This window comes from Sphingomonas sp. URJC2 (assembly GCF_059803575.1).
On record NZ_JAPFGX010000017.1, the window covers coordinates 1 to 26,315 of the forward strand.

The 26,315-nt window shown below is 70.5% G+C and carries 24 protein-coding genes, 1 tRNA gene and 1 pseudogene; 19 read left to right on the plus strand and 7 right to left on the minus strand.

Translation table 11 applies throughout. The features are described 5' to 3' along the window. The 4 genes and pseudogenes from OPU66_RS08145 to OPU66_RS08160 all read left to right on the plus strand — a co-directional run. Positions 1-285, plus strand: a pseudogene (locus OPU66_RS08145) (hypothetical protein); the annotation flags it as partial. Beyond that, positions 282-1,226 (plus strand): tyrosine-type recombinase/integrase, encoded by a 945-nt coding sequence (locus tag OPU66_RS08150; protein ID WP_498553127.1) that lies wholly within the window; start codon positions 282-284, stop codon positions 1,224-1,226. The pseudogene OPU66_RS08145 and the gene OPU66_RS08150, both read left to right, overlap by 4 nt. An 11-nt stretch (positions 1,227-1,237) precedes the next feature. After that, entirely contained in the window at positions 1,238-2,185 is a 948-nt protein-coding gene (locus tag OPU66_RS08155) for an acetyl-CoA carboxylase carboxyltransferase subunit alpha (RefSeq protein WP_498553128.1), read from the plus strand. A gap of 67 nt (positions 2,186-2,252) precedes the next feature. Further along, complete coding sequence (locus OPU66_RS08160; protein WP_498553129.1) at positions 2,253-3,707, plus strand: M48 family metalloprotease; 1,455 nt, start codon at positions 2,253-2,255, stop codon at positions 3,705-3,707. Positions 3,708-3,781: 74 nt separating this feature from the next. Here the strand turns inward: OPU66_RS08160 and OPU66_RS08165 are convergent, their stop codons facing one another. Beyond that, positions 3,782-3,964, minus strand: coding sequence for a Flp family type IVb pilin (locus tag OPU66_RS08165; protein ID WP_498553130.1), 183 nt, complete (start codon positions 3,962-3,964; stop codon positions 3,782-3,784). Between the two features lie 354 nt (positions 3,965-4,318). Further along, complete coding sequence (locus OPU66_RS08170) at positions 4,319-4,510, minus strand: Flp family type IVb pilin (RefSeq protein ID WP_498553131.1); 192 nt, start codon at positions 4,508-4,510, stop codon at positions 4,319-4,321. Between the two features lie 63 nt (positions 4,511-4,573). Here OPU66_RS08170 and OPU66_RS08175 point away from each other — a divergent pair, with 63 nt between their 5' ends. Further along, positions 4,574-5,023 carry a (deoxy)nucleoside triphosphate pyrophosphohydrolase gene (locus OPU66_RS08175; protein ID WP_498553132.1) on the plus strand — a complete coding sequence of 150 codons (450 nt, stop codon included), beginning with the start codon at positions 4,574-4,576 and terminating at the stop codon, positions 5,021-5,023. A 40-nt stretch (positions 5,024-5,063) separates the two neighbouring features. On the opposite strand, the gene OPU66_RS08180 is transcribed toward OPU66_RS08175, so the two are convergent. Continuing rightward, the gene (locus OPU66_RS08180) at positions 5,064-5,957 is read right to left on the minus strand and encodes a class I SAM-dependent methyltransferase (RefSeq protein ID WP_498553133.1); all 894 of its coding nucleotides are present in this window, start codon (positions 5,955-5,957) and stop codon (positions 5,064-5,066) included. 79 nt (positions 5,958-6,036) lie between these two features. On the opposite strand from OPU66_RS08180, the gene OPU66_RS08185 reads away from it, so the two are divergent. The 9 genes from OPU66_RS08185 to OPU66_RS08225 all read left to right on the plus strand — a co-directional run bounded on the left by OPU66_RS08185 (position 6,037) and on the right by OPU66_RS08225 (position 13,299). Continuing rightward, positions 6,037-6,789: a ComF family protein gene (locus tag OPU66_RS08185; RefSeq protein ID WP_498553134.1), complete on the plus strand. Its 753-nt coding sequence runs from the start codon at positions 6,037-6,039 to the stop codon at positions 6,787-6,789. A 57-nt stretch (positions 6,790-6,846) separates the two neighbouring features. Beyond that, positions 6,847-7,107 carry a glutaredoxin 3 gene (gene grxC / locus OPU66_RS08190; protein WP_498553174.1) on the plus strand — a complete coding sequence of 87 codons (261 nt, stop codon included), beginning with the start codon at positions 6,847-6,849 and terminating at the stop codon, positions 7,105-7,107. 6 nt (positions 7,108-7,113) lie between these two features. After that, positions 7,114-7,944: a carbon-nitrogen hydrolase family protein gene (locus tag OPU66_RS08195; protein ID WP_498553135.1), complete on the plus strand. Its 831-nt coding sequence runs from the start codon at positions 7,114-7,116 to the stop codon at positions 7,942-7,944. After that, the gene (locus OPU66_RS08200) at positions 7,941-8,405 is read left to right on the plus strand and encodes a DUF1178 family protein (protein WP_498553136.1); all 465 of its coding nucleotides are present in this window, start codon (positions 7,941-7,943) and stop codon (positions 8,403-8,405) included. Before OPU66_RS08195 ends, OPU66_RS08200 begins: the two co-directional genes overlap by 4 nt. A gap of 48 nt (positions 8,406-8,453) precedes the next feature. After that, entirely contained in the window at positions 8,454-10,892 is a 2,439-nt protein-coding gene (locus OPU66_RS08205) for a TonB-dependent receptor (protein WP_498553137.1), read from the plus strand. Between the two features lie 39 nt (positions 10,893-10,931). After that, positions 10,932-11,008 (plus strand) — tRNA-Arg (locus OPU66_RS08210). 122 nt (positions 11,009-11,130) lie between these two features. Further along, positions 11,131-11,823, plus strand: coding sequence for a VIT1/CCC1 transporter family protein (locus OPU66_RS08215; protein ID WP_498553175.1), 693 nt, complete (start codon positions 11,131-11,133; stop codon positions 11,821-11,823). A gap of 13 nt (positions 11,824-11,836) precedes the next feature. Continuing rightward, the gene (locus OPU66_RS08220) at positions 11,837-12,445 is read left to right on the plus strand and encodes a LysE family translocator (RefSeq protein WP_498553138.1); all 609 of its coding nucleotides are present in this window, start codon (positions 11,837-11,839) and stop codon (positions 12,443-12,445) included. A gap of 89 nt (positions 12,446-12,534) precedes the next feature. After that, the gene (locus OPU66_RS08225) at positions 12,535-13,299 is read left to right on the plus strand and encodes a GIN domain-containing protein (protein WP_498553139.1); all 765 of its coding nucleotides are present in this window, start codon (positions 12,535-12,537) and stop codon (positions 13,297-13,299) included. A gap of 44 nt (positions 13,300-13,343) precedes the next feature. Here OPU66_RS08225 and OPU66_RS08230 read toward each other — a convergent pair whose 3' ends face one another. The 4 genes from OPU66_RS08230 to OPU66_RS08245 are packed head-to-tail and all read right to left on the minus strand — an operon-like array spanning position 13,344 to position 18,973. Then, the gene (locus tag OPU66_RS08230; protein WP_498553140.1) at positions 13,344-14,582 is read right to left on the minus strand and encodes a TolC family protein; all 1,239 of its coding nucleotides are present in this window, start codon (positions 14,580-14,582) and stop codon (positions 13,344-13,346) included. Beyond that, the gene (locus tag OPU66_RS08235) at positions 14,575-16,992 is read right to left on the minus strand and encodes an ABC transporter permease (RefSeq protein ID WP_498553141.1); all 2,418 of its coding nucleotides are present in this window, start codon (positions 16,990-16,992) and stop codon (positions 14,575-14,577) included. The genes OPU66_RS08230 and OPU66_RS08235 overlap by 8 nt, the downstream gene beginning before the upstream one ends. Positions 16,993-17,003: 11 nt before the next feature. Further along, positions 17,004-17,681, minus strand: a complete 678-nt coding sequence (locus OPU66_RS08240; protein WP_498553142.1) for an ABC transporter ATP-binding protein — start codon at positions 17,679-17,681, stop codon at positions 17,004-17,006. A gap of 14 nt (positions 17,682-17,695) precedes the next feature. Further along, entirely contained in the window at positions 17,696-18,973 is a 1,278-nt protein-coding gene (locus tag OPU66_RS08245; protein WP_498553143.1) for an efflux RND transporter periplasmic adaptor subunit, read from the minus strand. A 121-nt stretch (positions 18,974-19,094) separates the two neighbouring features. On the opposite strand from OPU66_RS08245, the gene OPU66_RS08250 reads away from it, so the two are divergent. The 5 genes from OPU66_RS08250 (at position 19,095) to OPU66_RS08270 (ending at position 26,298) form a co-directional block, all read left to right on the plus strand. Continuing rightward, entirely contained in the window at positions 19,095-20,324 is a 1,230-nt protein-coding gene (locus OPU66_RS08250) for a sigma-54-dependent transcriptional regulator (protein ID WP_498553144.1), read from the plus strand. Continuing rightward, a complete protein-coding gene (locus OPU66_RS08255; protein ID WP_498553145.1) occupies positions 20,314-21,477 on the plus strand; it encodes a sensor histidine kinase in 1,164 nt (387 codons plus the stop codon). The genes OPU66_RS08250 and OPU66_RS08255 overlap by 11 nt, the downstream gene beginning before the upstream one ends. A gap of 260 nt (positions 21,478-21,737) precedes the next feature. Further along, on the plus strand, positions 21,738-21,854 hold the full coding sequence (locus tag OPU66_RS08260) for a class III lanthipeptide (RefSeq protein ID WP_498553146.1): 117 nt from the start codon (positions 21,738-21,740) through the stop codon (positions 21,852-21,854). A gap of 185 nt (positions 21,855-22,039) precedes the next feature. Continuing rightward, on the plus strand, positions 22,040-24,754 hold the full coding sequence (lanKC, locus tag OPU66_RS08265; protein ID WP_498553147.1) for a class III lanthionine synthetase LanKC: 2,715 nt from the start codon (positions 22,040-22,042) through the stop codon (positions 24,752-24,754). Then, complete coding sequence (locus tag OPU66_RS08270) at positions 24,751-26,298, plus strand: ABC transporter transmembrane domain-containing protein (protein ID WP_498553148.1); 1,548 nt, start codon at positions 24,751-24,753, stop codon at positions 26,296-26,298. Before lanKC ends, OPU66_RS08270 begins: the two co-directional genes overlap by 4 nt. Positions 26,299-26,315: the final 17 nt, after the last annotated feature.

Sequence of the window (26,315 nt, forward strand, 5' to 3'; positions counted from 1 at the left end):
GCGCTGGCCGGGCTGGGGCGGCTGTCGCCCGCCGATGTCGGCGCGCTCGCCACGCCGCGCGGGATCGCGCTTGGCCGGGCCGACAGCTGGACGTGCGAGATCGACCGCGCCGCCCGCGCCGGAGAGGCGGGGACGGTTGCGCTGCTCGCCGCCGCCGGGTTGCAGACCCGCGACTGGCGCGCGGTGCCGCCCGCCTATCTGATGCACATCGTCGCGGCCTTGCGCCGCGTCGGCCGGATCGGCGAGGCGCGGATGATCGCCGCCGAGGCGGTGACGCGGGCGTGACCGAAGATCGGGCCGGGCCGCCGGACGCGCCTGCCGGGCCGCCGTCCGAGGATAGCCGGCTGATCGACCGTTTCCTTGAAATGCTGGTCGCGCAGGCGGGGGCGGCGGCCAATACGGTGATCGCCTATCGCACCGATCTGCAACAGGCCTCGGCGCTGCTGGGCGGCGGGCTTGCTGGTGCCGATGCCGATGCGCTTGCCCGGCTGGGGGATGAATGGTCGGGGCTTGCCCGGTCGACGGTCGCGCGCAAGGCGGCGGCGGTGCGCCGGTTTCTGGCCTTTCTGGCCGAAGAGGGGTTTCGTGCCGACGATCCCGGCCGCGCGCTGCCCCGGCCCGGCGCGGCGCGGCCGCTGCCGCGCGTGCTCGACCATGGCGAGGTCGACCGGCTGTTTGCCGAGATCGACCGGCGGCTGGCCGCCCCCCATCCGCCGGTTGCCGATCTGCGGCTGTCGGCGCTGTTCGAGCTGCTTTACGGATCGGGGCTGCGCGCGACCGAGCTGGTGTCGCTGCCGCGCCACGCGGTCGCGCCCGATCGGCCGTTCCTCGTCATCCGCGGCAAGGGCGGGCGCGAACGGCTGGTGCCGCTGTCGGACCGCGCCCGCGCGGCGGTGGCGCGCTGGGCCGATCATGTGCCGGGCGACCAGCCCTGGCTGTTCCCCTCGGGCAAGGAGCATCTCAGCCGGGTGCGCCTGTATCAGATCGTCAAGGCGCTGGCGGCGGCGGCGGGGATTTCGCCCGACCGGGTATGGCCGCACGGGCTGCGCCATGCCTTTGCCACCCATTTGCTGGCGGGTGGCGCGGACCTGCGCGCGCTGCAGGCGATGCTCGGCCATGCCGACATCGCCACCACCCAGATCTACACCCATGTCGAGGCGAGCCGGCTGGTCGAACTGGTCAATGCGCATCACCCGCTCGTTGACGCGGCGGCGCGGACGACCTAGCGCCCGGTCTTATGACCACGTTTCTCGATTTCGAAAAACCGATTGCCGAGCTGATGGCGCGGGTGCGCGAGCTGCGCGAGACCGCCGTTGATGGCACGCTCGACATCGACGCCGAGATCGCCCGGCTGGAGACCAAGGCCGACCGGGCGCTGCGCGACACCTATGCCCGGCTGACGCCCTGGCAGAAGACCCAGGTCGCCCGCCATCCCGCGCGGCCGCATTTCAAGCATTATGTCGCGGCGCTGGTCAGCGATTTCATGCCGCTGGCCGGCGACCGCGCCTTTGCCGACGATCAGGCGATTCTGGGCGGGCTGGGGCGGCTGGGCAATCGCCGGGTGATGGTGATCGGCCATGAAAAGGGCGACGACACCCAGAGCCGGCTGCGCCATAACTTCGGCATGGGCAAGCCCGAGGGCTATCGCAAGGCGATCCGGCTGATGGAACTGGCCGACCGGTTCGGCCTGCCGGTGGTGACGCTGGTCGACACATCGGGCGCGTTTCCCGGCGTCCAGGCCGAAGAGCGCGGTCAGGCCGAGGCGATTGCCCGCGCGACCGAACAATGCCTGAAGCTGGGCGTGCCGATGGTCGCGGCGATTGTCGGCGAAGGCGGGTCGGGCGGCGCGATTGCGCTGGCGGCCGCCAACCGCGTGCTGATGTTCGAACATGCCGTCTATTCGGTGATCTCGCCCGAAGGCTGTGCGTCGATCCTGTGGCGCACCGCCGACCGTGCCCCCGATGCGGCCGAGGCGATGAAGATCACCGCGCAGGACCTGAAGCAGCTGGGCATCATCGACCAGATCGTCGCCGAGCCGCTGGGCGGCGCGCACCGCGACCCGGCGGGCGCGATCGGCGCGCTCGGGCAGGCGATCGGCGCGGCGCTCGACCAGCTGGCCGGCCAGCCGGCGGAGCGGCTGCGCGCCGACCGGCGGGCCAAGTTCCTGGCTATGGGGCGTATCTGATCGCCGTGACGGAACGATATTCCGTCGTTTGCGATCAACCCATGGTGGCAACGGGGCGGATTTCGGCATGAGACGGACGATCATTCTGGCCGCCACGGCGGCGCTGGCGCTGACCGTTCCGGTGACGGGCGTCACCGACGCACAGGCCCAGCGCGCGCCGCGCGGCATTTCGGCGGCCGAGGCGCGTCAGGGGGCCGCCGCCCATCCCCAGCTGCTCGACGAATATGGCGGCAGCTATGGCGGGGCGCAGGATGGCTATGTCGCGCGGATCGGCCAGCGCGTCGCCGCCCAGTCGGGGCTGGCCGATGCCGGCTCCGCGATCCGCGTCACGCTGCTCAATTCGCCGGTCAACAACGCCTTCGCGGTGCCCGGCGGCTATGTCTATGTCACCCGCCAGCTGCTCGCGCTGATGAATGACGAGGCCGAGCTGGCCGCCGTGCTTGGCCATGAGGTCGGCCATGTCGCCGCCCGCCACGGCGCATCGCGCAGCCGGGCGAGCACCTTCGGCACGCTGGGCGCGGTGCTGGTCGGCGTGCTGACCGGCAGTTCGGCGGCGACCCAGCTTGCCAGCCAGGCCGCGCAGCTGGTGACGCTGCGCTATTCACGCTCGCAGGAATATGAATCGGACGATCTCGGCGTCCGCTATCTGGCGGGTGCCGGCTATGATCCGGCGGCGATGGGGCGCGTGCTCGCCGCACTGGCCGCACAGGGCGCGCTCGATGCCCGGCTGGCCGGCCGTGCCGCCCAGACGCTGCCAAGCTTTGCCAGCACCCATCCCGATCCGGGCAGCCGCGTCGCCCGCGCCCTTTCGCGCGCGCGGCAATATCCGGGGGCGGGGCGCGAACAGGGCCGGGATGCGTTTCTCGCCGCGCTCGACGGGCTGATCTATGGCGATGATCCCCGGCAGGGGGTGATTGATGGGCAGGCGTTCCTGCATCCCGAACTCAGGCTGGCATTCCGCGCGCCGCCGGGGTTTCAGCTGACCAACGGCACCCGCGCGGTCACCATCGCCGGGCCGGGCGGGCAGGCGCAGTTCGCCGGCGCGTCCTTTGCCGGCGATCTTCAGGCCTATGTCGAGCGGGTGTTTGCCGGCCTGTCGCGCGACGGGCGGGTCGCGCCTGCTGGGGCGCGGCGCGGGCGGGTGAACGGGCTGGACACGCTGTCGGCAACCGCGCGTGTCGCGGGTCAGCAGGGGCCGCTTGACGTGACCGTCACCGCCTATGCCTTTGCGCCCGACCGCGCCTATCATGTGCTGACGGTGACGCCGGCGGGGCAGGGGATCGGTCCGTTCCAGCCGCTGATTGACAGCGTCAGGCGGCTGAGTGCTGAGGAAGCGGCGCGCATTCCGGTGCGCGAGATCGATATCGTCACCGTGCGGCCCGGCGACACGCCGCAGCGTCTGGCGCAGAACATGGCCTTTGCCGATGCGCAGCTGGACCGGTTTCTGGTGCTGAACGGGCTGTCGGCGGATGCCGCGCTCCGCCCCGGCGACCGGGTGAAGCTGGTCGTCTATCGCCGCTGAGCGGCGCGCGCGGATAAAAAAAGGCGGAGCGCCAGGGGCGCCCCGCCTTCCCGTGTCGATAAGGGTCGACGCGATTAGCCGCCGTTGCCGGCGGTCGAGGCCATGCCGTTGGCGGCGTTCTGGAACGTGCCGGTCACGTTGCCACCCAGGCTGCGCAGCGCGGTGATGGCGGCGACGGCGATCAGGGCGGCGATCAGACCGTATTCGATCGCGGTCGCGCCCTTGCTGTTCTTGATGAAGTTGCGAATGGTCTTCATTCCCGGTCTCCTAGACGTCAATTCCACATACCCGGCCAGATTTTCATCGGCAGCCTCCATCTATTGCCGGACAGGTTTCAAAAGAGTTGACGAACCGGGCGGATCGACGTGTGCGGCGGGTTAACCCTGTTGCCGGCCGATTGCCCGGAAGCGCCCCGGAAACCGGCCTTTGCCGGCACCGGCCCGCTGCTCAGAACTCATGATTTGTCGCATGGTCCGATGCGCCGGATGTCGCGACCCGGCCCGATCAAGCTCGGGGGCGGTTTCCAGCCGGGCGGATGCAAAATGCGGCCCGGAGAATGCGGGAAATCAAAGGCCTAGAGCGGCCAATCCGATGCAATCGGATCAGTTGCATCAGCGTCCGGCGTTGCGGTTCGTGGCCTGGATCTCGTCGGAAACATTGGACCACATCGAGATCGCATTGTCGCCGAACGCGCGGAACGCACCGATCGCGGCAAGGAAGATGAGTGCGACCAGCAGGCCGTATTCCACGGCCGTCGCCCCCCGTTCCGACGCGCGCATGCGCGCGATGAGATGCCTGTCCATGTCCGCCCGCGTCCCCTGGCAAAAGCGTTGCCCGGTTTAGGCCGCAGCCCTTAAGGAAAGATTATGACGTCTTCCCCGCTGCTGCTTGTCGTTGCCGCCGCCCTGATCGATTCCGCCGGGCGCGTGCTCGTCCAGCAGCGGCCGGAGGGGCGTGCCATGGCCGGGCTGTGGGAGTTTCCGGGCGGCAAGGTGGAACCCGGCGAGACGCCGGAAGACGCGCTGGCCCGCGAACTGGCCGAGGAACTGGGCATTGCCGTCGATCCGGCCGACTGCCGGCCGCTCGCCTTTGCCAGTGCCGGGCTTGATCGGGCGCATCTGCTGCTGCTGCTCTACACGATCGAGCGCTGGCAGGGCGCGCCCGCCGCGCTCGAGGCGGCGGGGATGGCGTGGCACCGCCCGGCCGCGCTGCGCACGCTCGCCATGCCGCCCGCCGATGTGCCGCTGGTCGACGCGCTGGTTGCGCATCTGGGCGACGATCCCGCCGGCGACAGCGATTCCGTGGTCGCAGAGTAAGCCCGGCTTGCCCATGCGCTGAGCCGGCCGTGCTGTCGGTTCAGGATCCCGGTTCGTCGCCACGCCCGGCCCGGAGCGCGGCGGCGAGCGAGGCAGTGGCGCTGCCGCGCTTGGCGGGCTTGGGCTGGCTGGGGGCGGGGGCCCAGCCGAGCATATAGACGATCTCGACCGTCTCGGCGGTGCGGCCATCGCCATCGGCGGCGGCATCGAACGCCGCCCCGGCGCGCATCAGCGCCGCGCGCGACAGCGGCGGCACCGCCCCTGCGAGCACATTGGTCGCCGCCATGCCGCGCAGATCATCGAGCAGCCGCCCGAGCGCGCCGTAACGCAGCGTCAGCCGCTCGCCATCCGCGACCGGCAGCGCAAAGCCCGCCCGCGCCAGCAGGTCCCCGGCCGAACGCACATCGATCTGCGGGTGGATGCGCGCGACCGCGCGGTCGGCCTCGCTCGCCAGCAGCGCGGCGCGCAGCCGCGTCAGGCTGCCCGCACCCGTCATCGCGCCCAGAAACAGCCCGTCGGGCCTGAGGCACCGGCGGATCAGCGCCAGCGCGCCGGGCAGATCGTTGACCGTGTCCAGCCCGCCCGCCGCCACCACCAGATCGAAGCTGGCATCGGCAAAGGGCAGCCGGTCCTCATCCGCCACCACGCCCCCCGCCGCCGCGGCAAAGCTGTGACCGGGATCGCAGGCAATAGTGGCGATCCCGCGCGCGGCGAGCGCCCGGCCGACGCGCCCGTCAAGGCAGCCGAGATCGAGCGCGGTCGCAAATGGCCGCCGCACCGCATCCAGCCGGTCGAGCAGTTCATCGGCGATGCGGGCATGGAGGAAATCATGCGCGGCAAAATCGCGCGCGGCGCGGTCACGCCGCAGCCGGCGGCGGGCGCGGTCGAAAATCTGCGGCACGGCTGGAGGCGGGCTGGCGGGGGAAGGCGACATGGCGGCGCTTGTGCCGGACGCGCGGGCGGGGGACAAGCGGGGTGGTTGACAAGCGGGGCGGGCGGAAAGGGGGGGCGGCATGCTGGACAGGCTGTGGGCGCTGGTGCGCGATTATGCGCTGCCGCCGCGCTGCCCGGCCTGTCTGGCGGTGCTGGCGACCGCTGACGGTTTTTGCCCCGATTGCTGGCGGCAGCTCGATTTTCCGGGCGGCGATGGCTGCGCTGCCTGCGGGGCGGCTTTGCCCGAAGGCGCGCTGCCGGGCAGCCGGTGCGGCCCGTGCCTCGCCGCGCCGCCCGATCATGACGGCATCCGCGCCGCGCTTTATTACGGGCCGGTCGCGCGCAGCGTCGCCATCCGGCTGAAACATGGCCGCCGGCCGGCGATGGCGCGGGTGATGGCCGGGCTGATGGCGGCGCACGCTGCGGCCGAGCCGGAGGCGCTGCTGGTGCCGGTGCCGCTGCATCGCTGGCGGCTGTGGCGGCGCGGCTTCAACCAGTCCTTGCTGATCGCCCGCGCGATTGCGCGGCAGACCGGCCAGCGGGTCGCGCCCGGGCTGATCGTGCGCCGCCGTGCGACGCCGCTGCTGCGCGGGCTGGGCCGCCGCGCGCGGCACCAGGCCTTGCGCGGGGCGTTTGCCGTCCCATCTGACAGCAGGGCCGAACTTGCCGGGCGCACGGTGCTGCTGGTCGACGATGTCCATACCAGCGGGGCCACCGCCAATGGCTGCGCCCGCGCGCTCAAACGGGCGGGTGCGGCGCGGGTGGTGCTGCTGTGCTGGGCGCGGGTGCGGCCGGACGCGGCGGCGGACCCGGACTGGCCGGGCGCGGCTTGACGCGCGCGTCAGGCTGGGCAACGGGCGGGGCAGGCGGATGACACGGAGATGACAATCGTGGCGAAGGTCGAAATCTACACCAAGTTCGGATGCCCCTATTGCGTGCGCGCGAAGAAGCTGCTCGCGTCCAAGGGCGCGACGTTCGAGGAATATGACATCACGCTGGGCGGCCCGCAGCGCGCCGAGATGATCGACCGTGCCGGCGGGCGCACCACGGTGCCGCAGATCTTCATCGACGGCCATCATGTCGGCGGATCGGACGATCTGGCCGCGCTGGATGCGAAGGGCGGGCTTGATCCGCTGCTCGTCGCCGGCTGAGCCGGGATGCGCGTCGCGCTCCTCCAGATGACCGCCGGGCTCGATCCGGCGGCCAATGCCCGGATGATCACCGATGCGGTCGCGGCGGCGCGCGCGGGCGGGGCGGCGATGCTGTTCACGCCCGAAATGTCGAACCTGATCGACCGGGACCGCGCCCGCTCCGCCCCGTTGCTTGCCGCCGAGGCCGATGATCCGACGCTGGCGGCGGTGCGCGAAGCCGCGCGCGCGGCGGGCATCTGGGTGCATCTGGGGTCGCTCGCGCTTGCCGGCGACGGGCCGGATGCGCGGCGGTGCAATCGCGGCTTCGTGATCGACAATAACGGTGCGGTGGCCGCGCGTTACGACAAGATCCATCTGTTCGATGTTGATCTGCCCGGCGGCGAAAGCTGGCGCGAATCGGCCGTCTATGCGCCGGGCGAGCGGGCGGTTGCGGTCGATGCGCCACCGGGGCGGCTGGGGCTGAGCATCTGTTATGATCTGCGCTTCCCCGATCTTTACCGGGGGCTGGCCGATGCCGGGGCGACGCTGCTTGCGGTGCCGGCGGCCTTTACCGTGCCGACCGGGCGGGCGCACTGGCATGTGATGCTGCGCGCGCGCGCGATCGAGGCGAGCGCGTTCGTCATCGCCGCCGCCCAGACCGGCAGCCATGCCGATGGCCGCGAAACCTTTGGCCATTCGCTGGTCGTCGATCCCTGGGGCGAGGTGGTGCTGGACATGGGTGAGGCGCCGGGGCTGGGCTTTGCCGAGATCGATCCCGCGCGGCTGGCCGATGTCCGGGCGCGCATCCCGGTGCTCGCGCATCGCCGCGCCATCCCGCCGGTCGAGGTGGCGCGGTGATCGTGTTCGATCTGAAATGCAGCGCCGGCCATGTGTTCGAAGCGTGGTTCGGCTCGTCGGCCGATTATGAGGCGCAGCGCGCGCGGCGGCTGGTCGCCTGCCCGGTGTGCGGCGATGCCGGCATCGACAAGGCGGTGATGGCGCCGCGCATCGGCTCCGGCGCGGGGCGCGGAGAGGTGGGCGAGGTGTCGTCCGCCTCCGCGCCCGGCGACAATGCCGCGCCGCTCGATCCCAAGGCGCTGCTCGCCGCGCTCGCGCGTGCGCAGGCGCGGATGCTCGCCGGGTCCGAATGGGTCGGCACGCGCTTTGCCGACGAGGCGCGGGCGATGCACCATGGCGAGGCCGAGCAGCGGCAGATCCATGGCGAGGCCAGCCCGCAAGAGGCACGGCAGCTGGCCGATGAGGGGATCGAGCTGGTGCCGCTGCCGCTTCCCGTCACGCCGCCCGATCAGCGCCACTGATCGTATCGACAGCATTCATTCATCTTTGCGTCATTAGCAGCCCCGACCATGCTGAAACCTGCGTTGTTCGCCTCCGCCGCGCTTGCCGCCCTGATGCCGTTCGCGCCCGCGCATGCGCAGGACGCGGCACCCGCGCCGTCCCGCCCGCCAATGGGCGAGACCGGCGAAATGGGCGACGGCGACGACGGCAATAGCGGCGAGATCGTCGTCTCCGGCCAGCGCGAACGCGGCGCGGTGATCGGCGATATCCAGCCCGAGCTTCAGCTCAGCCCGGCGGACATTCGCGGCTATGGCGTCAGCTCGGTCGCCGAACTGCTCCAGCAGCTCAGCCCGCAGACCGGCGGCATTCGCGGGCGTGGCGGCGGCCAGCCGGTGGTGCTGGTCAATGGCCGGCGCGTGTCGGGCTTTGCCGAGATCCGCGACCTGCCGACCGAAGCGATTGCGCGCGTCGATGTGCTGCCCGAGGAAGTGGCGCTCAAATACGGTTTTCAGGCCAATCAGCGGGTGATCAACTTCGTGCTCCGGCCGCGCTTCCGTGCGGTGACGGGCGAGGTCGAGGGCGGCGGCGCCACCGATGGCGGCGGCGCGCGCGGCGAGATCGATCTGGATTTCCTGCGTATCGACAATGACAAGAGGTTCGAACTTGCGTTCGAATATGAACGCGTCGAGCCGCTGCTGGAAAGCGAACGCGATGTCGACCGGTCCGATCTGGGCGGCACCGTCGATCAGGGGCGGTTCCGCACGCTGGTGCCGACCGGCGACACATTTTCGGTCAACACCATCGTCAGCCGCAACATCGCCGAGGGCGTGGGCGCGACGCTCAACGGCCGGATCGAACGTGCCGAGACGCTGGCGCTGATCGGCCTGCCGGCAACCGGCCTTGATCCGCGCACCCAGGCGCGGGACGTGCTCAACGGCCATCTCGGCACCACGCTGGGCGGCGCGCTGGGCGGCTGGCAATGGACGATGACCGGCAATTGGGACCGGATCGAAACCAATGTGCTGACCGATACCAGCGAGGCCGCGGGGCCGCGCGACCGGGCGCGCGCGGTGTCGGACATTCTGACCGGCGATTTCACCACCAATGGCCGGCTGTTCAAGCTGCCGGCCGGCGATGTGTCGACCACCTTTACCCTGGCCGCGACCCGCAACCGGTTCGACAGCGAATCGCTGCGCGCCGGGGTGGCGCGGACGGGCGGCGCCAGCCGCGACATCGGGGCGGGGCAGGTCAGCATCGATCTGCCGCTGACCAGCCGGCGGCGGGGCATCCTCGCGGCGGTGGGCGACCTGTCGGTCAATGGCAATCTGCAGGTCCGCCGGCTGTCGGATTTCGACACTTTGCGCACCTGGGGCGCGGGGCTGAGCTGGTCGCCGGTGCCGATTGTCGACATCGTCGTGTCGCACACCAATGAGGAAGAAGCCCCCAGCCCGCAGCAGCTGGCCGATCCGCAGATCGCCGTCCCCGATGTGCGCGTGTTCGATTTCGTCACCGGCGTGCCGGTGCTGGTCACGCAGCTGACCGGCGGCAATCGCGGCCTGCTGGGCGACAATCGCGAAGTGACCAAGTTCGGCCTGACGCTGCGGCCGACGATCGGCAAGGCCGATGTCAGCCTGACGGCGAACTATGTCGCCAGCCGGATCGACAATCCCATCGCCTCGCTGCCCAACCCGACCGCCGCCATCGAAGCGGCGTTCCCCGACCGGTTCCTGCGCGATGCGACCGGGCGGCTGGTGCAGGTCGATGCCCGGCCGGTCAATTTCGCGCGCGAAACGACGCGCCAGCTGCGTTGGGGCATCAACCTGTCGATCCCGCTCAAGGCCGATCCGGCGCGTTTTCAGGCGCTGCGCGAGGCCGGGGCGTTCGGGCGACCGGGGGCTGCGCCGGGTGGGCCGGGCGGTGCGGGTCCAGGCGGAGCAGGTCAGGGCGGAGCCGGTCAGGGTGCGGGCGGTCCCCCGCCGGGCGGGCCGCCCCCCGGTGCCTTTGGCGGCGGGCGCGGCGGCCAGTTTGGCGGCCGGGCGCAGTTTGCCGTGTTCCACACCGTCCAGTTCCGCAACCGCATCCTGATTGCCGAGGGCGGGCCGAGCCTTGATCTGCTGAACGGCGACGCCATCGGCGCACGCGGCGGCGCGCCGCGCCACCGGGTCGAGGTGCAGGGCGGCTATTTCCAGAACGGGCTGGGCATGCGCCTGTCGGCCAACTGGCAGAGCGCGACGCGCGTCGACGAGGCCAATGGCGATGCGCTGCGCTTCGGGGCGATCGGCACCGTCAATTTGCGGCTGTTCGCCAATCTGGGTGTGATCCCGTCGGTTGTGCGCGGCCGGCCGTTCCTGCGCGGCACACGGCTGACCTTTGCGGTCGACAATGTGTTCAACGCGCGCCAGCAGGTCACTGACGCATCGGGCCGCATCCCGCTGTCGTTCCAGCCCGACCTGCTCGACCCGCTCGGCCGGACTGTCAGGCTTCAGTTCCGCAAGCTGTTCTTCTGATTGACCGCCGGCGCATCGCGGGGCAGGAAAACCCCGCGTGCGTCCGTAGCTCAGCAGGATAGAGCATCGGATTCCTAATCCGGGGGCCGTGGGTTCGAATCCCGCCGGGCGCACCAAGACTGTGGCGAGCGTTTCCGGCGCGGGCGCATGCCGCACCGGGCCTGGTCGGCGCTGATCGCCTTGTTCCTTGACGAACTGATCGATCCGGCGATGATCGCGGCAAAGGACGATGCCGACGATGCCCCTGCATGACGAAGCCCATCTGGTGGCCCGTATCGGCTGGCTGCGCGCCGCCGTGCTGGGGGCGAATGACGGGATCGTCTCGACCGCGAGCCTCGTGCTTGGCGTCGCCGCGTCCGGGGCCGACCGGCAGGCGCTGCTCGTCGCGGGCGTGGCGGGGCTGGTCGCCGGGGCGATGTCGATGGCGGCGGGCGAATATGTGTCGGTCAGCAGCCAGGCCGATACCGAGGCCGCCGATCTGGCGCGCGAGCGGGCCGAGCTGGTGAGCAGCCCGGCGCTCGAACATGCCGAGCTGGCCGCGATCTACCGCGCGCGCGGGGTGGATGCCGAGACGGCCGACCGCGTCGCCACGCAGATGATGGCGCATGACGCGCTGGGCGCGCATGCGCGGGACGAGCTGCACATCACCGACACCATCGCCGCGCGTCCGGTGGTGGCGGCGCTCGCCTCCGCCGCCACCTTCACCGCCGGGGCGGCGCTGCCGCTGCTGCTGGCGCTGATGCTGCCGATGGCATGGATGATGGCCGGGCAGGCGGGGGGCGCGATCCTGTTCCTTGCGCTGCTGGGGGCGGTTGGCGCGCGCGCCGGGGGCGCGGCCGCCGGCAGGCCGGTTGCGCGGGTGGTGTTCTGGGGCGCGCTCGCCATGGCGCTGACCGCCGGCATCGGGCGGCTGGCCGGCACGGCGGTCTGACGAAAGGCCCGCTTTGGACATTGTCGGCTTTGCGCTTGCGGTGCTGGTCATCGAACTGACGCCCGGTCCCAACATGGCGTGGCTGGCCGGGCTGGCCGCGACCGAGGGGCGGCGCGCGGGCTTTGCGGCGGTCACCGGCGTCGCGCTCGGCCTGCTGGCGAACGGCGTGCTCGCGGCGCTGGGGCTGGCGGCGCTGCTTGGGGCGCAGCCGGGCCTGCTGACCGCGCTCCGCCTTGCCGGGGCGGCGATGATGGTGTGGCTGGCGGTCGAGACATGGCGCGGGGCGGGTGCCGGGGCCGCGCCGGCCATCGCCGGCCATGTCGAGCGCCGCGCCTTTCTTGCCGGGGCGCTGATCAACCTGCTCAATCCCAAGGCCTATCTGTTCTTCGTCGTGGTGGCGCCGCAGTTTCTGGGCGGTGCGACGCTCGCGCTCCACAATGCGCTGCTGCTGGCGGGGATCAGCGCGGCGATCGCGACGCTCATTCATTGCGGGATCGTGATGGCCGGCAGCCGGGCGCAGGTATGGCTGGCCGATCCCGGGCGCACCCGGCTGGTCCGGCGGACGTTCGCGCTGCTGATGCTGGGGATTGCCGCATCATTCCTGCTGCCGGGCAATGATTAGCGCCATTGCGGATCAGTTCCCGCCCGGGGGGCGCTTGACCGGGTCTCCCCTAACTGTATTGCCTGAATAATACAGATAGGGAGGATGCGATGCGCGTGGCGGCGATGCTCGCGGTCATGCTCGACGGCGCGGCCGGGCCGGCGACGCGCGACTATCCGGTTGCGGCCTTTCAGGCGGTCGATCTCGCCGCCAATGCGACGCTGACCATCGCACAGGCGGCGACGACCCGGGTCGAGGCGACGGGGGAGGCGGCGCTGCTGCGCTGCCTGACGGCGACGGTGGCGGGCGATCGGCTGGTGATCGGCTGGGCCGGCCGGCGCGGACGCGGGGCCGGGGACCAAGGGGACGCCAAACGGGGAGAGGGGCGGGACGAGATCGTCGTCACCGGCCGGGCCGCGTGTCCGCCGATGGGCGATCCCGGGCGGCTGCATATCCGCGTCACCGCCCCGGCGATCACGCGCGTCAGGCTGATCGAACAGGGCCGGATCGCCATCGGGCCGCTGGCCGGGCCGGGCCTTGCCGTGACTCTGGCCGGGCGGGGTCAGGTGACGCTGCGCGATCTGCGCATGGACGAAACCCGGCTGGCGCTGCCCGGCGAGGGCCGCATCGACGCATCAGGAACGCTCGGCCGGCTGGTCATCGCGCTGGCCGGACGGGGCGATGTGGACGCGGCACAGGCGCGGGCCGACAGCCTTGCCGTGACGCTGGCCGGCACCGGCATGATCGCTGCGCGGGTCGACGGGCCTGCGACCGGCACCGTCGCCGGTTCGGGCCGGGTCGTCGTCAGCGGCCGGCCTGTCTGCGCGATCCGCAGCGTCGGCAAGGCCCGGATCACCTGCCCCGCCGGCCGCTGATCGCTGGCCGCTGATCGCCGGCCGCTGATCCCTGGGCGCGCCGCTCAATAGCTGTCGGGGCCGAGCAGCCCGGTTGCGCGCAGCAGCGCCGCCTGCTGGATCAGGATGTCGCTGCGGCTGCGCGCAAGGGCGAGCTGCGCCGCGCGCAGCGACCCGTTGGCGATCAGGATGTCGAGCGTGGTGCGCAGCGAAAACCCATATTCGGCGCGCACGCCGTTCAAAGCGAGTTCGGCGGCGGCGACCCGGCGGGCATTGGCCTCGGCCCGCGCCTGCGCCGCGATCAGATTGGCCCATGCGGTCTCCGCCAGCCGGACGGCCTCGCGCTCGGCGGCGATGGTGGCAAATCCGGCGGCGCGATAATCCGCCCGCGCCGCCCGCACGCGCGCGGCGACAAGGCCGCCGGTCAACAGCGGCAGGCGCAGCACCAGATTGGCCGATGCGACATTGGGCGATGCGGCCAGCCGGTCGTTGACGGCATAGCCATAGCTGGCGCCGATCCCCAGATTGGGATTACCCTCGGCACGTTCGCGGTCGATCCGCGCTGCCGCCGCCGTCGTGGCCAGCCGCTGGCGGCGGACGACGGGATTGGCCGCAAGCGCATTGGCGCGCGCCGCCGCAACCGTTCCGGGCAGGGCGGCGGGCGGGGGCGGCGTCGCCTCCAGCCGCCCGGGGTCCGCGCCGATGGTGGCGCGGTAGACTGCGGCGATGGCGGCGGTTTCGCTTTCCGCCACCGCCAGATCCGCGCGGGCCGATTCAAGCTGCGCCTCGAACTGGGCGACATCGGTGCGCGCGGCCTGCCCCAGCTGAAAGCGCGACCGCGCCTCGGCGACCTGCTGAGCCAGCAGCTCGATATCGGCCTCGGCCACCGCCACCGCCTGCTGCGCATAAAGCAGCTCGGCATAGGCGGCGACGACGGTTTCGAGCACCGCCGCCTCGGTGTCGCGCACTGCCTCGGCACCGGCGGCGGCATCCTGCGTCGCGGCACGCACCGCCGCCGGCACCCGCCCGCCCGTCCAGACCGGCAGGTTGGCGGTGATCGCGCCGGTGCCGCCGGTGCCGTTGTCGAACCGGCTATAGCCGCCGGCACCACTCAGATCGGCGGTCAGCCGGCCCAGCGCCTGGGCCTGGTTCGGCGTTTCGGCCAGCGCGTCCTGCCGGGCGCGGGCCTCGGCCAGTTGCGGGTTGCCGGCATAGGCGGCGGCAATCGCCTCGCGCAGCGTCTCTGCTGCACATGGGCTGGCGAGGCACAGCATCAGCGCCGCCACGCAGGCACGATTATTCATGGCGCAGCGCCCATGCCGGGGTGGCATGGCTGGCGCGCAGGGCATGGCCGATCACGGTCAGCACCGCGATCAGCACTGCAAGCGCGCTCGCCGCGACGAAGAACAGCGGCGACAGCGCGATGCGGTCATCAAACCCGGCCAGCCAGGTCCGCGCGGCGACAAAGGCCAGCGGCCAGGCGAGCAGATTGGCGGCCAGCACCGGCCGCACGAACCGCCCGACCAGCAGCCGGACGATGTCGGCCGACGATGCGCCCAGCGTCTTGCGGATGCCGATTTCCTTCACCCGGCGCTGGGTGTCGAACGCCGCCAGCCCCCACAGGCCAAGGCAGCCGATCACCACCGCCAGCCCCGTGCCGATGGCGAACAGCCGCCCCGCCCGGTCATCGTCCTGATAGAGCCGCCGCAGATGCGTTTCGCCGGTGTCGGCGATGAACGGCACCTGCGGCAGGATCTGCTGCCATGCCGCCCGCACATCCTCGATCACCCGGCGCGTCTCGCCCCGGTAGCGCAGCGTCACGACCGGAAACGGCGCGACGCCGCGAAACGCCATGTAATAGCCCGGATCGCTGGGCAGGCGCGGCGAGCCGAAGCGCAGATCCTCGATCACGCCGATGATGGTGCGCGGCCCTTCCGTCTGGAAGGTCTTGCCGATCGCGTCCTGCGGCGCGGCAAAGCCCAGCCGGGCGGCGGCGGTGCGGTTGATGACGATGTTGCGCTCGCCCTCGGGCGGGATGCCGGCGGCATCGTCGGTGCGCCGCGCCTCGTCGAACAGCCGCCCGGCGAGCAGCCGGGGGCGATAGACGGCGAAGAAATCGCTGCCGACCAGCGTGCGGCGCAGCGCCGGGCCGGTGCCGGGCCGGCCGGGAATGGCGAAATTGTCGAGATTGTTGTTGCCCAGCCCGCCGACCGCCGCATCGGCCGTGGTCACCGCCGACACGCCGGGCACGGCCCGGAACGCCGCCATCAGCCGCGCCGTCGGCCCGGGTTCAAGGTCGCTATAGTTGAGCGAGGACACGACCAGCAGGCCGTCGCGCTCAAACCCCAGATCGGTCGCGCGGACGTGGCGCATCTGCGCGATCAGCACCAGCGCGCAGATGATGAACGCCGTGGCGAGCGCGAACTGCACGACGACCAGCGCCTCGCGGATGCGCGCCCCGCTGCGCCCGCCGCCGGGCGTGCGCGCCGAGGCGAGCACCTGAGCCGGGGGAAAGCCCGACAGCAGCAGCGCCGGGTAAAGCCCCGCCACGACGCCGATCACCACCGCCAGCAACGCGAGCGCGGGCAGCACCAGCGCATAGGGAATGGCGAGCGACAGGCCGCCGGCGGCATTGACGAAGGGCAGGCTGAGTTCGGTCAGGATCAGCCCGATCAGCGTGGCCAGTGCCGCCGTCAGCACCGATTCGGTCAGGAATTGCCGCATCAGCGCGGCCCGATCCCCGCCCAGCACCTTGCGCACCGCCACTTCGCGCGCGCGCAGCCCGGCCCGCGCGGTGGCGAGGTTCACATAGTTGACCGCCGCGATCGCCAGCGTCAGCAGCCCGACCAGGCCGAGCGTGGCGACCGTGAGCCGGAGCGACGCGCCCTCCTTGCCGGCGGGATGGAGATGCTGATCGGCGATCGGCAGCAGCTTCAGCGCCACCGTGTCCGACGCGTTCGGCCCCAGATCGGCAAAGCCGCGCCGGTCGACAAAGCCCGGCAGCCGCTGCGTAAACGCGCGGGCGGCATCGGGCTGGGGAAAACGCAGATAGGTGGCAACCGCCGTGCTGCCCCATTTGTACCACCAGTCCTCGCCATGCACCGCCGGGATGCGCGTCAGCATGGTGAAGCGCAGATCGGTATTGTCCGGCAGGTCCTCGAATATGCCGGTGACGCGGTAGCTGGCGGTTTTTTCCAGCGTGATCGTGAGCGTCTGGCCGATCGGGTCGGCGGTGCCGAAATAGCGCCGCGCCGCCGTGGCGCTGATCACCACCGCATTGGGATCGGCAAGCGCGGTCGCCGGATCGCCCCGCTGCATGGTCAGCGGAAACACGCGCAGGAAATCGGCATCGACCTGCGCGATGTCGTCGAGCACGGCCGCCCCGTCATGGATGACACTGCCGCCCGCTTCGCCGCCCTGGATACGGGTGCCGACCAGCCCCGGAAAGTCCTGCTTCAGCTGTTCGAGCAGACCGCCCATCGTATAGGGCAATGTGCCGGTGAACGGCCCGTCGGCGCGCCGCCATTCGGTCTGCACCAGATAAACCCGGTCATGGCCGGGCAGCCATTTTTCGAAGCTGGTCTGGAAATGGACATACAGGCCAAGCACCAGAAACGCGGCGATGCCGAGCGCCAGCCCGCCAATGGTGAGCAGTGCCTCGCGCTTGTGGCGGGTCAGCCCGCGGGTGAAGTTGATCAGCGACAGGCCGGTCATCACGGTCCCCTTCAGTGGCGGCGCGCGGCCGAGGCGATGATGCGCCCGTCGAGCATGTCGATCCGCCGTTTGGCCATGTCGGCATGGCTGGGCGAATGGGTGACCATCACGATGGTCGCCCCTTCGTCGTTCAGCCCGGTCAGGATCTTCATCACCTGCTCGCCATTGGCGGTGTCGAGATTGCCGGTCGGCTCGTCCGCCAGGATCAGCCGCGGTTCGCCGACAATGGCGCGGGCGATGGCGGCGCGCTGCTGCTGGCCGCCCGACAGCTGGTGGGGGAAATGGCGCGCGCGGTGGGCGATGCCGACCTTGTCCATCGCCGCGCGCACCCGTGCCCGCCGGTCGGCCGCATCGCGCCGATAGGCAAGGCCAAGCGCGACATTCTCCTCGATGGTGAGCTCGTCGATCAGGTTGAAGCTCTGGAACACAAAGCCCAGATGTTCGGCGCGGAACCGGGCCAGCGCTTTCTCATCGAGCGCGGCCAGATCGCGGTCGCCGAACAGATAGCGGCCGGCGCTGGGCCGGTCGACGGTGCCCAGCGTGTTGAGCAGCGTCGATTTGCCGCACCCCGACGGCCCCATGATGGCGACGAACTCGCCGGCTTCGACCTCAAGATCGATATTGGCGAGCGCGGTCGTCTCGACCTCGTCAGAAACATAGCGGCGCTGGATGTTTTCCAGACGGATCATCGATCCCTCCCTTGTCAGCGGATGTTGATGACGTCGCCCTTCACGGACGACAGGTTGGACAGCAGGATGCGCTCGCCCGCGCGCAGGCCGGACAGGATTTCCGCCTGTTGCGGGTTGCGGCGGCCGACGCGAACCGCGCGGCGGCGGGCATGGCGGCCATCGGCGTCGAGCACGAACACGCTGCCGCCGCCGCCATCCTCCAGCCAGCCGCCAACCGGCGCGACCAGCGCCGGGGCGGTGCCGCCCAGCGTGATGCGCACGTCGAGCGTCTGGCCGCGGTTCAGCCCCGGCAGCGGGGCGGCAAAGGCCAGTTCGACGCGGAAACGCCCGTCGCGGACCGTGGGCAGCACCCGGGCGACCGTCAGCCGCCCGCCGGCAAAGCGCGCCGCCTGGCCGGTGGCGACGCGGCCGAGGTGATATTCATCGACATCGGCCTCAAGCTTCCACGATCCCTCGCTGTCGACCTGGCCGGCGGGATCCCCGGCCTTGAGCGACTGGCCGGGCTGCAGGGTGAAGTTGGTCAGCCGCCCGGCGGCCGGGGCGCGCACCACCAGCGCATCGCGCCCGGCGCGGAGTGCGGCAAGGCTTTTGACCAGCCTTTGCCGCGTATCCTCCAGCCGTGCGGCCTGGGTGCGGGTGATGCCGGCTTCGGCCGCGCCGCCCGCGCGCAGCTGCGCCAGCCGCTTTTCCTGATAGGCGGCCTCTTCGGCATAGCTTGCCACCCCTTCGTCGGACAGGAACCCCTGCGCGCGCAGCTGTTCGCGGATCGCCAGATCGCGCTTGGCCTTGATGTAGCTGTAGCTGGCCTGGGCGATCTGTTCGGCCCGGTCGAGGCGGCTGCGTTCGATGCTCAGCCCTTCACCGGCGACGCCGCCAAGCTGGCTGGCGATCTGCGCCTCGCGCGTCAGCACATCCAGTTCGAGCGCGGGATTGCTCAGCTGCGCCAGCGGCTGGCCTTCGCTGACCAGCGCCCCGTCCTGAACCAGCAGCTTTTCCACCTGCCCGCCCGACAGCACGCCCACCAAAGTGCTGATCCGGGGGGCAACGACCGCGCGCACCGGCAGATAATCGGCAAAGGGCGCGCGGCGGACCATGCCGGTTTCAAGATCCGCGGCCGCCATGTCGACCGATCCGCCCGCCGGCATGCGCCAGATCAGCAGCGCCGCCAGTCCAAGCCCGGCGGCGATCCAGAATATCCGCCGCCGCCAGAAGGGCCGTGCTGAACGCGCGACCCGCCGGTCCATTCCCGCGCCGGGGAAATCGGTTGATTGCATCGCCTGTTCGGTCATCATGCCGGACAGTATCGCCGAGATCGGCCGGAAAGACTAAATGCCTATGAATGAACGCGAAATCGAGGGTGCCCAAGACCATGCCCGTCCAGATGCGGACAGTGTGTCCGCAAATGGACAGGCGGTGGACGTGTCAAGCGGCGCGACGATTCTGCTGATCGACGACAATCCGGAGATTGCGCGGGCGGTGGCGATTGCGTTCCGGATTAACGGCGATGCTGTCGACTGGGCAAACGGACCTGACGAGGCGTGGTCGGCGCTGGCCCGCCGGCGCTATGATGCGATCCTGCTCGATCTGAACTTCACCGCCGGGGCGGCGGACGGGGCGGAGGGGCTGGCCTGTCTGCGCCGGATCATCGCCGCCGATCCGCAGGCCTGCGTCGTCGTGATCACAGCGCACAGCGGCATCCGCATCGCGGTGACGGCGATGCAGGCCGGCGCACGCGATTTCATCATGAAGCCGTGGCGCAACGCCGATCTGATCGCCAAGGTGCGGGCCGCGATTGCCGCCCCGGCGGCGCTGACACCTGCCATGCCCGCCGCGCCCGCCAGCGCGGCCGAGCCGCCGCCGGCGCTGATCGGCGAGAGTGCGGCCATGGCGGAGGTGCGCGCGCTGATCGCGCGGGTCGGGCCGACCCGCGCGAGCATGACGGTCACCGGCCCGCCCGGCAGCGGGCGCACGCTGGCGGCGCGCGCCATCCATGCGGCGTCGCCCGATGCGGCCATGCCGGTCAGCCGGGTCGATGTGCGCGATCCGGCCCGGCTGGCCGCGCTCGCCGATGCCACCGGCACCGTGCTGCTGCGTCATCCCGACGCGCTCGATCCGGTCGCGCAGGACAGTCTGGCCGACCGGCTGGCACCGGGGCTGCGCTGCCTGACGGTCGCGGCAACGGTCGATGGCCTGACCCCGGCGCTGCGCCGCCGGCTGGCGACGGTCGAGCTGGCGATGCCGCCGCTGGCGCGGCGCGGCGACGATGTGCTGCGGCTGGCGCGGCATTTCGCCCGGATCGCGGCCGACCGGTTCGGCCGCCCGCAGCCGGTGTTTACGCCCGCGGCCGAGGCAGCATTACGTGTCGCCCTGTGGCCGGACGAGGTGCGCGGTCTGGCGCTGGCGGTCGAGCGGGCGGTGGTGCTGGCCGAGGATGGCCGGATCGACACCGCGATGCTCGATCCTGCCGGTCCGGCCTGTGCCGACAGCGCGCCGCCTGCGCCGCGTTTCGACCTGACCGATGCCGAACAGACGATGATCCGCGCGGCGCTTAAGGAGCATGGCCATAATGTGTCGCGCGCCGCCGCCGCACTGGGCCTCAGCCGCGGGGCGCTTTACCGGCGGATGGCGCGCTATGGGCTTTGACCGGCGGGTGCCGGCGGTCGGCCCTGTCGCCGGCCATGCGCTGGGCCTGATCGGCTGCGGCATGGCCGGGCAGTTTGCCGTCGCGGCCGGCTATTGGGGCTTGCTCGCCGGGGCGGTGCTGGCCGCGTTCGGGCTGGTGGTGGCCGGCCTGCGGTTCGTCGCGCGGCTGGCGGCTGCGCCCGAGCTGGCGGCCGAGCCGGTGGCGGACATCGCGCTCGACCGGCTGATCCTCGACGGCGCGCCGGTGCCGATGGTGGAAATCGCCGCCGGCCAGGTGCGCGCGCTCAACCGCGCCGCGCGCCAGCTGTTCGGGACGGACGAGCGCATCCTGCCGGTGCCGGCCGACCTGCTCGATCCGGCGGCGCATCATGTCCGCTATGCAGGGCGGCAGTGGCGCATCGACCGGGTCGAGCTGGGCGGTGCCCGGCCGGGGCGGACCGTCGCGTCGCTGATCGATGTCGAGCAGGAGGCGCAGGCGGCCGAGGCGCGGGCGTCGTCGGAGATGATCCATGTGCTTGGCCATGAGCTGCTGAACGGCCTTGCGCCCATCGTGTCGCTCGCGGAAAGCGGGGAGGCCGTGCTGGACGCAGGCGGGGCGGACCCCGCGCTGCTGCGCGAAATCCTGACGACGCTTGGCCGGCGGGCGGAGAGCCTGCAGCGTTTCACCGAGGCGTATCGCGAACTGGCGCGCCTGCCGCCGCCCCGGCCGGAGCCGGTGCCGGTCGCCGAACTGGCCGGGGACATGGCGCGCCTGTTCGCCAGCCGCTGGCCCGAGGTGGCGCTGGCGGTGACGGCGGCCGGGGAGGGCGTCTGGCCGCTCGACCGCGACCAGATCGGCCAGGCGCTGTGGGCGCTGTTGCAGAATGCGGCCGAGGCGGCGACGGCCGCGCGCGGCCGCGACGCGCAGGTGCGGCTGATGCTGCGCCGCGATCCCGCCAGCCTTGTGATTACCGTCGAGGACAATGGCCCCGGGGTCGCCCCCGAACAGGCGGGGCGGATCTTCCGGCCCTTCCAGACCAGCAAGGCGGACGGGACCGGGGTGGGCCTCAGCCTTGCCCGCCAGATCGCGCAGGCGCATGGCGGCACGCTGACGGTGCGGCCGGGACCGTCGGCGCTGTTCACCCTGCAACTGCCGCGCCCGTCCCAGCCCTGATCTGCTGGCCACCTGTCGTCCGGCGGATGTCGGATCGGTGCAATAAGGATTATTCATCCATATGCGCCGTTCGCATATTTGCTCTGCGATATGTGTCATGTCGGTCCGTTGCGGACAATCTTCAGTCCGAAACGGCAATCTTCTAATATTGACGGTCAGTCACCCTGTCAGTTGATTGCGCGCCGGAGCCGGATGGTCTGGCTCTGGCGACTCATCAACATGCAAATGTTGAAGTCGTATTCAAAAAAGGGTGAAACAACATGAACCGTATCCTGAAGCTGCAGCGCATGGCCCCCGATCAGACCCACTCGCCCAGCTCGGCGCTGAGCACCGGCAGCTCGACCTCCGACTGCTGCAAGAAGAGCGCCCAGCGCTAATCAGGCGGGATGGCCGCGCGACCGGCCCGGTGCGCCGGGCAGGTCGACCGGTCTCCGCCCGGCAGTGGCGTCGTCCGGGGACGGCGCCACTGCCGACTTGCCGCCTCCGTCTTCGACAGTGCCGGCCGCCGCGACGCGCAGACCGCGCCCGGCTGTGCTGCTGCGCGTTTTTGTCCGGGTGATCCATGCTGGCCACGATTAGCTCGCTGCGCGACATGCGCCATGTCGACAAGACCTATTATCTCGGGTCCGACGACCGGTTCTACGAGCTCAACTACACGCATTACACGCCGAGCGACGAGCTGCTCGATCTGGTCCGGCCGATGCTGGAGCCGCTGGGCGCCGCCTGGCAGGTGCGCCGCGCCGATGTGTGGACCCATGTCATGCCGGTGCCGCAGGACGGGGAGCCGGAGCTGCTGGCTCAGGGCTGGAAGATCCATGTCTCGGCGACCAACATGTCGGCCCGCGACATCCTGACCCGGATCGCCACGCTCGCCATCGCGCGGCGGATCCAGTTCAAGTTCGCCAACGATGTCGAAACCCTGCGGCTGATGACGTCGAAGCGCTGGACGCGCGGCGGATCGGGCAAGTTCATCACCATCTACCCCAAAAGCCTCGACGAGTTTCAGGAGTTCATCGACAGCGCCTATGTCGCGCTCAAGGACTGTCAGGGGTCCTATATCCTGTCCGACCGGCGCTACCGGGACAGCCGCTGCCTCTATTACCGCTATGGCGGGATGCGCGCGACCCGGCGGCTCGACTGCCTTGGCCGCCGGCTCGAGGTGCTGACCTCTCCGGACGGGGAGGAGGTGCTGGATCAGCGCCGGCCCTATTTCGAGCTGCCCCACTGGGTGCCCGACCTGTATCCGCCCGATCCCGCCGATCCGCACACCGACGACGCTGGCGATGCGGTGACGCTCGATCATGGCCGCTATGTCGTGCGCAGCGCCCTGTCATTTTCCAACACCGGCGGCGTTTATGTCGCCCATGATACGCAGGCCGGGCGCGACGTGATCGTCAAGGAAGCGCGGCCCGGCGTCGAACTCAGCGCCTGCGGCCAGGACGCGACCGACCGGCTGGCGCATGAGGCGGAAATCCTGCGCACGCTCGCTGGGCTGGGCATCGTGCCCGAGGTCCATGCCACCTTCCGCGACTGGGAAAATCTCTATCTGGTCGAGCAGAAGCTGGACGGCGACGACATCCGCAACGTGATGCTGCTGAACACGCCGCTGCTGCGCGTCAATCCGACCGTCGCGCAGAGCGCCGATTTCTACCGCATCTATATCGGCATCTTCAAAAGCCTGTTGATGGCGGTCGACCGTATCCATGGCCGGGGGGTGGTGATCGGTGATCTGTCGCCCACCAACATTCTGGTCGACAAGGACAGCGGCACGGTCCGCCTGATCGATTTCGAGGGCGCGTTCCGGCCGGGGCTGGATACGCCGCAGGACATTCATACGCCCGGTTTCCGTTCGGCCGCCGCGGGGCGCGCGCGCGAAAACAGCTTTGCCGACGATATCTACGCGGTCGGCGTGATCATGATGTATTCGATGTTCCCGATCGCGGCGATGGCGCATCTGCGCGAGGACGTGTTCGACACGGTGTTGCCGGTGCTGGTTGCTGATATCGGCTGGGCCGACACCCCGGTGCTGGAGGTGGCGCGCGGGCTGATCGGCCAGCGCCTGACCTGCCGGCAGGCGCTGGCCCTGCTCGACGGGCCGGCACGCATCGCGGCGCCGCTGCCACGGGTCGCGCCCGACCGGGCCGGGGGCGCAGCGTCCGAACCGGCGCTGGGTGAGGTCGAGCGGGGGCTGGCCGGGTTCATCACCGCCAATTGCCGGTTTGACGACAAATACACGCTGTTTCCGATCGATCCTTATGGGCTGCACAGCAACCCGCTCGGCTTCGGGTTCGGCGCATCGGGGATCGTGGCGACGCTGCACAGCGTCGGCGTGGCGCTGCCCACCCCGGCGCTTGAGCGGTTCCGGCACGAGATCATGGCCGTCGATCCCGACGATCTGCCGCCGGGCCTGCTGATCGGCACCGCCGGCATGGCGCTTGCCCTGCTGGGCAGCGGCGATCCCGACGGCGCGCGCCGCTTCCTCGACCACGCCAATGCCAGCCCGCTCGCTTATGGCCACCATTCGCTTTATTACGGCATGGCGGGCATCGGGATGGTGAACCTCGCCGCCCACCGGCAGCTTGGCGATGCGGCCTATCTGGCGCGGGCCGTCGAACTGGCAGGGGCGCTGCGCGACACTGCCCGGCGCGACGCCGGCGGCGTGCACTGGCATGATGGCGGCGGCATCCGCATCGGCTTTGGCTATGGGCAGAGCGGGGTCGCGCTGTTCCTGCTCCGGCTGTCGCAGATCCTGGACGCGCCCGAATGGCGCGCGCTGGGCGAGGCGGCGCTCGATTTCGATCTGGCATTCGGCCATGAGGTCGAACCCGGCATCGTCAGCTTTCCGGAATCGCCGGACAATCGCACGACGCTCGAACAATATATCGAACAGGGCAGTGCCGGCATCGCCAAGGTCGCGATCCGTTATGGCCGGATCGACCGGATCGGGCCTTTGCTTGCCGATCTCGACCGCAAATATTCGGGCTTTCCGGGGCTGATCTATGGTCTGTCGGGCTTTGTCGATGTGCTGACCGACGCGCATCTCTATTCGGGCGACGCCCGGTATCTGGAGATGGCGCGGCGGCCGGTGCAGGGGCTGCTCGACCTCTATCTGTTCAAGACCGAGGACGGGCTGGCGATGCCGGGTGAAAACCTGTTCCGCATTTCCTGCGACTATGCGACCGGGCTGGCCGGCGTCGTCAGGACGCTCAACCGCCGCCGCCGCCTGATCGGCGATGCCTTCTGCCTCGACACGCTCGACGGGTTTGCGGTCGCATGACGATGCGCAACTTTGTCGGCCTGCTCGGCGATCAGCGCGGGGCCTATCTGCTGGTGATGCTGTGCGCGGCGCTGGTCACGGGCAGCGAGGCGGTGCTGCATCCGCTGCTGATGAAGGCGATTTTCGACGCGGTGTCGGTGCGCGAGAGCTTTGCGCATTTCGTCTGGCTCGGCCTTGGCTATCTGGCGCTGGGCGTCGGCATCAACATTCTTAACTATGGCGTGTCGCTGTGGAAGCTCAGGGTCGATAACCGCATCGTCGCGCGGGTGAGCGACCGGCTGCTCAGCGCCTATTTCAGTCGCGATTACGGGACGCTGATGCGCGAGGGCAGCGGCTATTATGTCGCCCGCATCCGCTCCGACGTGCGCGACGGGCTGGTGCCGATGCTGGCGACGGTGCGCGCCATCGCGGTCAGCGGCACCACCTTTGTGCTGCTGATCGCGGTGCTGCTGTATCTGTCGTGGCAGGCCTTTGCGATCCTGATGGTGATCATCCCGGTGTCGACCGCCGTCAGCCTGCTGGTCAGCCGCCGCATCCGCCGCCTGACCGAGGTGGAACGCGACAGCGAGGCGGCGGTGGTCGATATCCTCACCCGCGCGGTCGGCGCGTTCAAGGTCGTGCGCGGTTTCGGGCTGGTGCCGCGGACGCTGGGCAGTTTTGCCGGCAGCCTCGGCTCCGCGCTCGATTCGGCCTATCGCAAGTCGCGCCTTGTCTGGCTTTTGCAGCGGGGCAGCGACCTGACGATGGTGGTGTCGGACGTCTGCTCGATCTTTGTCGGTGCCTATCTGGTGTTCCGCGATCAGCTGACCCTGGGATCGTTCATCGCGTTCATGAACGCGTTCTGGCGCGCGGCGACGACGGTGATCGAGATTTTCAGCAAGCTGGCCGAAATCCATGGCTATGGCGCGACGATCGACCGGCTGGCGGCGTTCCTCGCGGTGCCGCCCGCGCCGCGCCGCCATACGACGGGGGCCGAGGTGCGCGCCGCCGGGATCGGCTTTTCCTATGACGCGCGGCCGGTGCTGAGCGGCTTTGCGATGGCGGTCGCGCCGGGCGAACGGGCGCTGATCATCGGCCGCAACGGTGTCGGCAAGACCACGCTTGCCAACATTCTGTGCGGCCATCTGGCCCCGTCGACCGGCGCGCTGACCCTGCCAGCGCGGGTCAGCGGGATTACATTGCCGCTCAGTTTTCCGCCGATGCCGGTGCGCGACCTGCCGATCGACCCCGATCTGCGCGCGCTGTTCGGGCTGGACACCGCCGAGATTCTCGATGCCGCGCCCGACCGGCTGTCGGCCGGGCAGCAGCAGAAGGTGGCTCTCGGCCTCGCGCTTAGCCTCGATGCCGATCTTTACGTGCTCGACGAACCGCTCGCCAATCTGGACACGGCAAGCTGCGACCTCGCGATGCGCGAAATCTGCCGCCGGACCGCGGGGCGCATTCTGGTGATGATCATGCACAATGCCGACGATCATCTGCCGCTGTTCGACCATGTCCATGTGCTGGGCGAAACGCCGCCCGGCCGCGTGGCGCGGCGGGCCTGACGCCTGCCCGACGGTTC

What these genes read in the sequence shown, in the direction of transcription:
- OPU66_RS08155 (WP_498553128.1), top strand. Translation starts at nt 1,238, where the DNA reads ATGACCACGTTTCTCGATTTCGAAAAACCGATTGCCGAGCTGATGGCG.
- OPU66_RS08160 (WP_498553129.1), top strand. Translation starts at nt 2,253, where the DNA reads ATGAGACGGACGATCATTCTGGCCGCCACGGCGGCGCTGGCGCTGACC.
- OPU66_RS08165 (WP_498553130.1), bottom strand. Translation starts at nt 3,964, where the DNA reads ATGAAGACCATTCGCAACTTCATCAAGAACAGCAAGGGCGCGACCGCG.
- OPU66_RS08170 (WP_498553131.1), bottom strand. Translation starts at nt 4,510, where the DNA reads ATGGACAGGCATCTCATCGCGCGCATGCGCGCGTCGGAACGGGGGGCG.
- OPU66_RS08175 (WP_498553132.1), top strand. Translation starts at nt 4,574, where the DNA reads ATGACGTCTTCCCCGCTGCTGCTTGTCGTTGCCGCCGCCCTGATCGAT.
- OPU66_RS08180 (WP_498553133.1), bottom strand. Translation starts at nt 5,957, where the DNA reads ATGTCGCCTTCCCCCGCCAGCCCGCCTCCAGCCGTGCCGCAGATTTTC.
- OPU66_RS08185 (WP_498553134.1), top strand. Translation starts at nt 6,037, where the DNA reads ATGCTGGACAGGCTGTGGGCGCTGGTGCGCGATTATGCGCTGCCGCCG.
- OPU66_RS08195 (WP_498553135.1), top strand. Translation starts at nt 7,114, where the DNA reads ATGCGCGTCGCGCTCCTCCAGATGACCGCCGGGCTCGATCCGGCGGCC.
- OPU66_RS08205 (WP_498553137.1), top strand. Translation starts at nt 8,454, where the DNA reads ATGCTGAAACCTGCGTTGTTCGCCTCCGCCGCGCTTGCCGCCCTGATG.
- OPU66_RS08215 (WP_498553175.1), top strand. Translation starts at nt 11,131, where the DNA reads ATGCCCCTGCATGACGAAGCCCATCTGGTGGCCCGTATCGGCTGGCTG.
- OPU66_RS08225 (WP_498553139.1), top strand. Translation starts at nt 12,535, where the DNA reads ATGCGCGTGGCGGCGATGCTCGCGGTCATGCTCGACGGCGCGGCCGGG.
- OPU66_RS08230 (WP_498553140.1), bottom strand. Translation starts at nt 14,582, where the DNA reads ATGAATAATCGTGCCTGCGTGGCGGCGCTGATGCTGTGCCTCGCCAGC.
- OPU66_RS08235 (WP_498553141.1), bottom strand. Translation starts at nt 16,992, where the DNA reads ATGACCGGCCTGTCGCTGATCAACTTCACCCGCGGGCTGACCCGCCAC.
- OPU66_RS08240 (WP_498553142.1), bottom strand. Translation starts at nt 17,681, where the DNA reads ATGATCCGTCTGGAAAACATCCAGCGCCGCTATGTTTCTGACGAGGTC.
- OPU66_RS08245 (WP_498553143.1), bottom strand. Translation starts at nt 18,973, where the DNA reads ATGATGACCGAACAGGCGATGCAATCAACCGATTTCCCCGGCGCGGGA.
- OPU66_RS08255 (WP_498553145.1), top strand. Translation starts at nt 20,314, where the DNA reads ATGGGCTTTGACCGGCGGGTGCCGGCGGTCGGCCCTGTCGCCGGCCAT.
- OPU66_RS08260 (WP_498553146.1), top strand. Translation starts at nt 21,738, where the DNA reads ATGAACCGTATCCTGAAGCTGCAGCGCATGGCCCCCGATCAGACCCAC.
- lanKC (WP_498553147.1), top strand. Translation starts at nt 22,040, where the DNA reads ATGCTGGCCACGATTAGCTCGCTGCGCGACATGCGCCATGTCGACAAG.
- OPU66_RS08270 (WP_498553148.1), top strand. Translation starts at nt 24,751, where the DNA reads ATGACGATGCGCAACTTTGTCGGCCTGCTCGGCGATCAGCGCGGGGCC.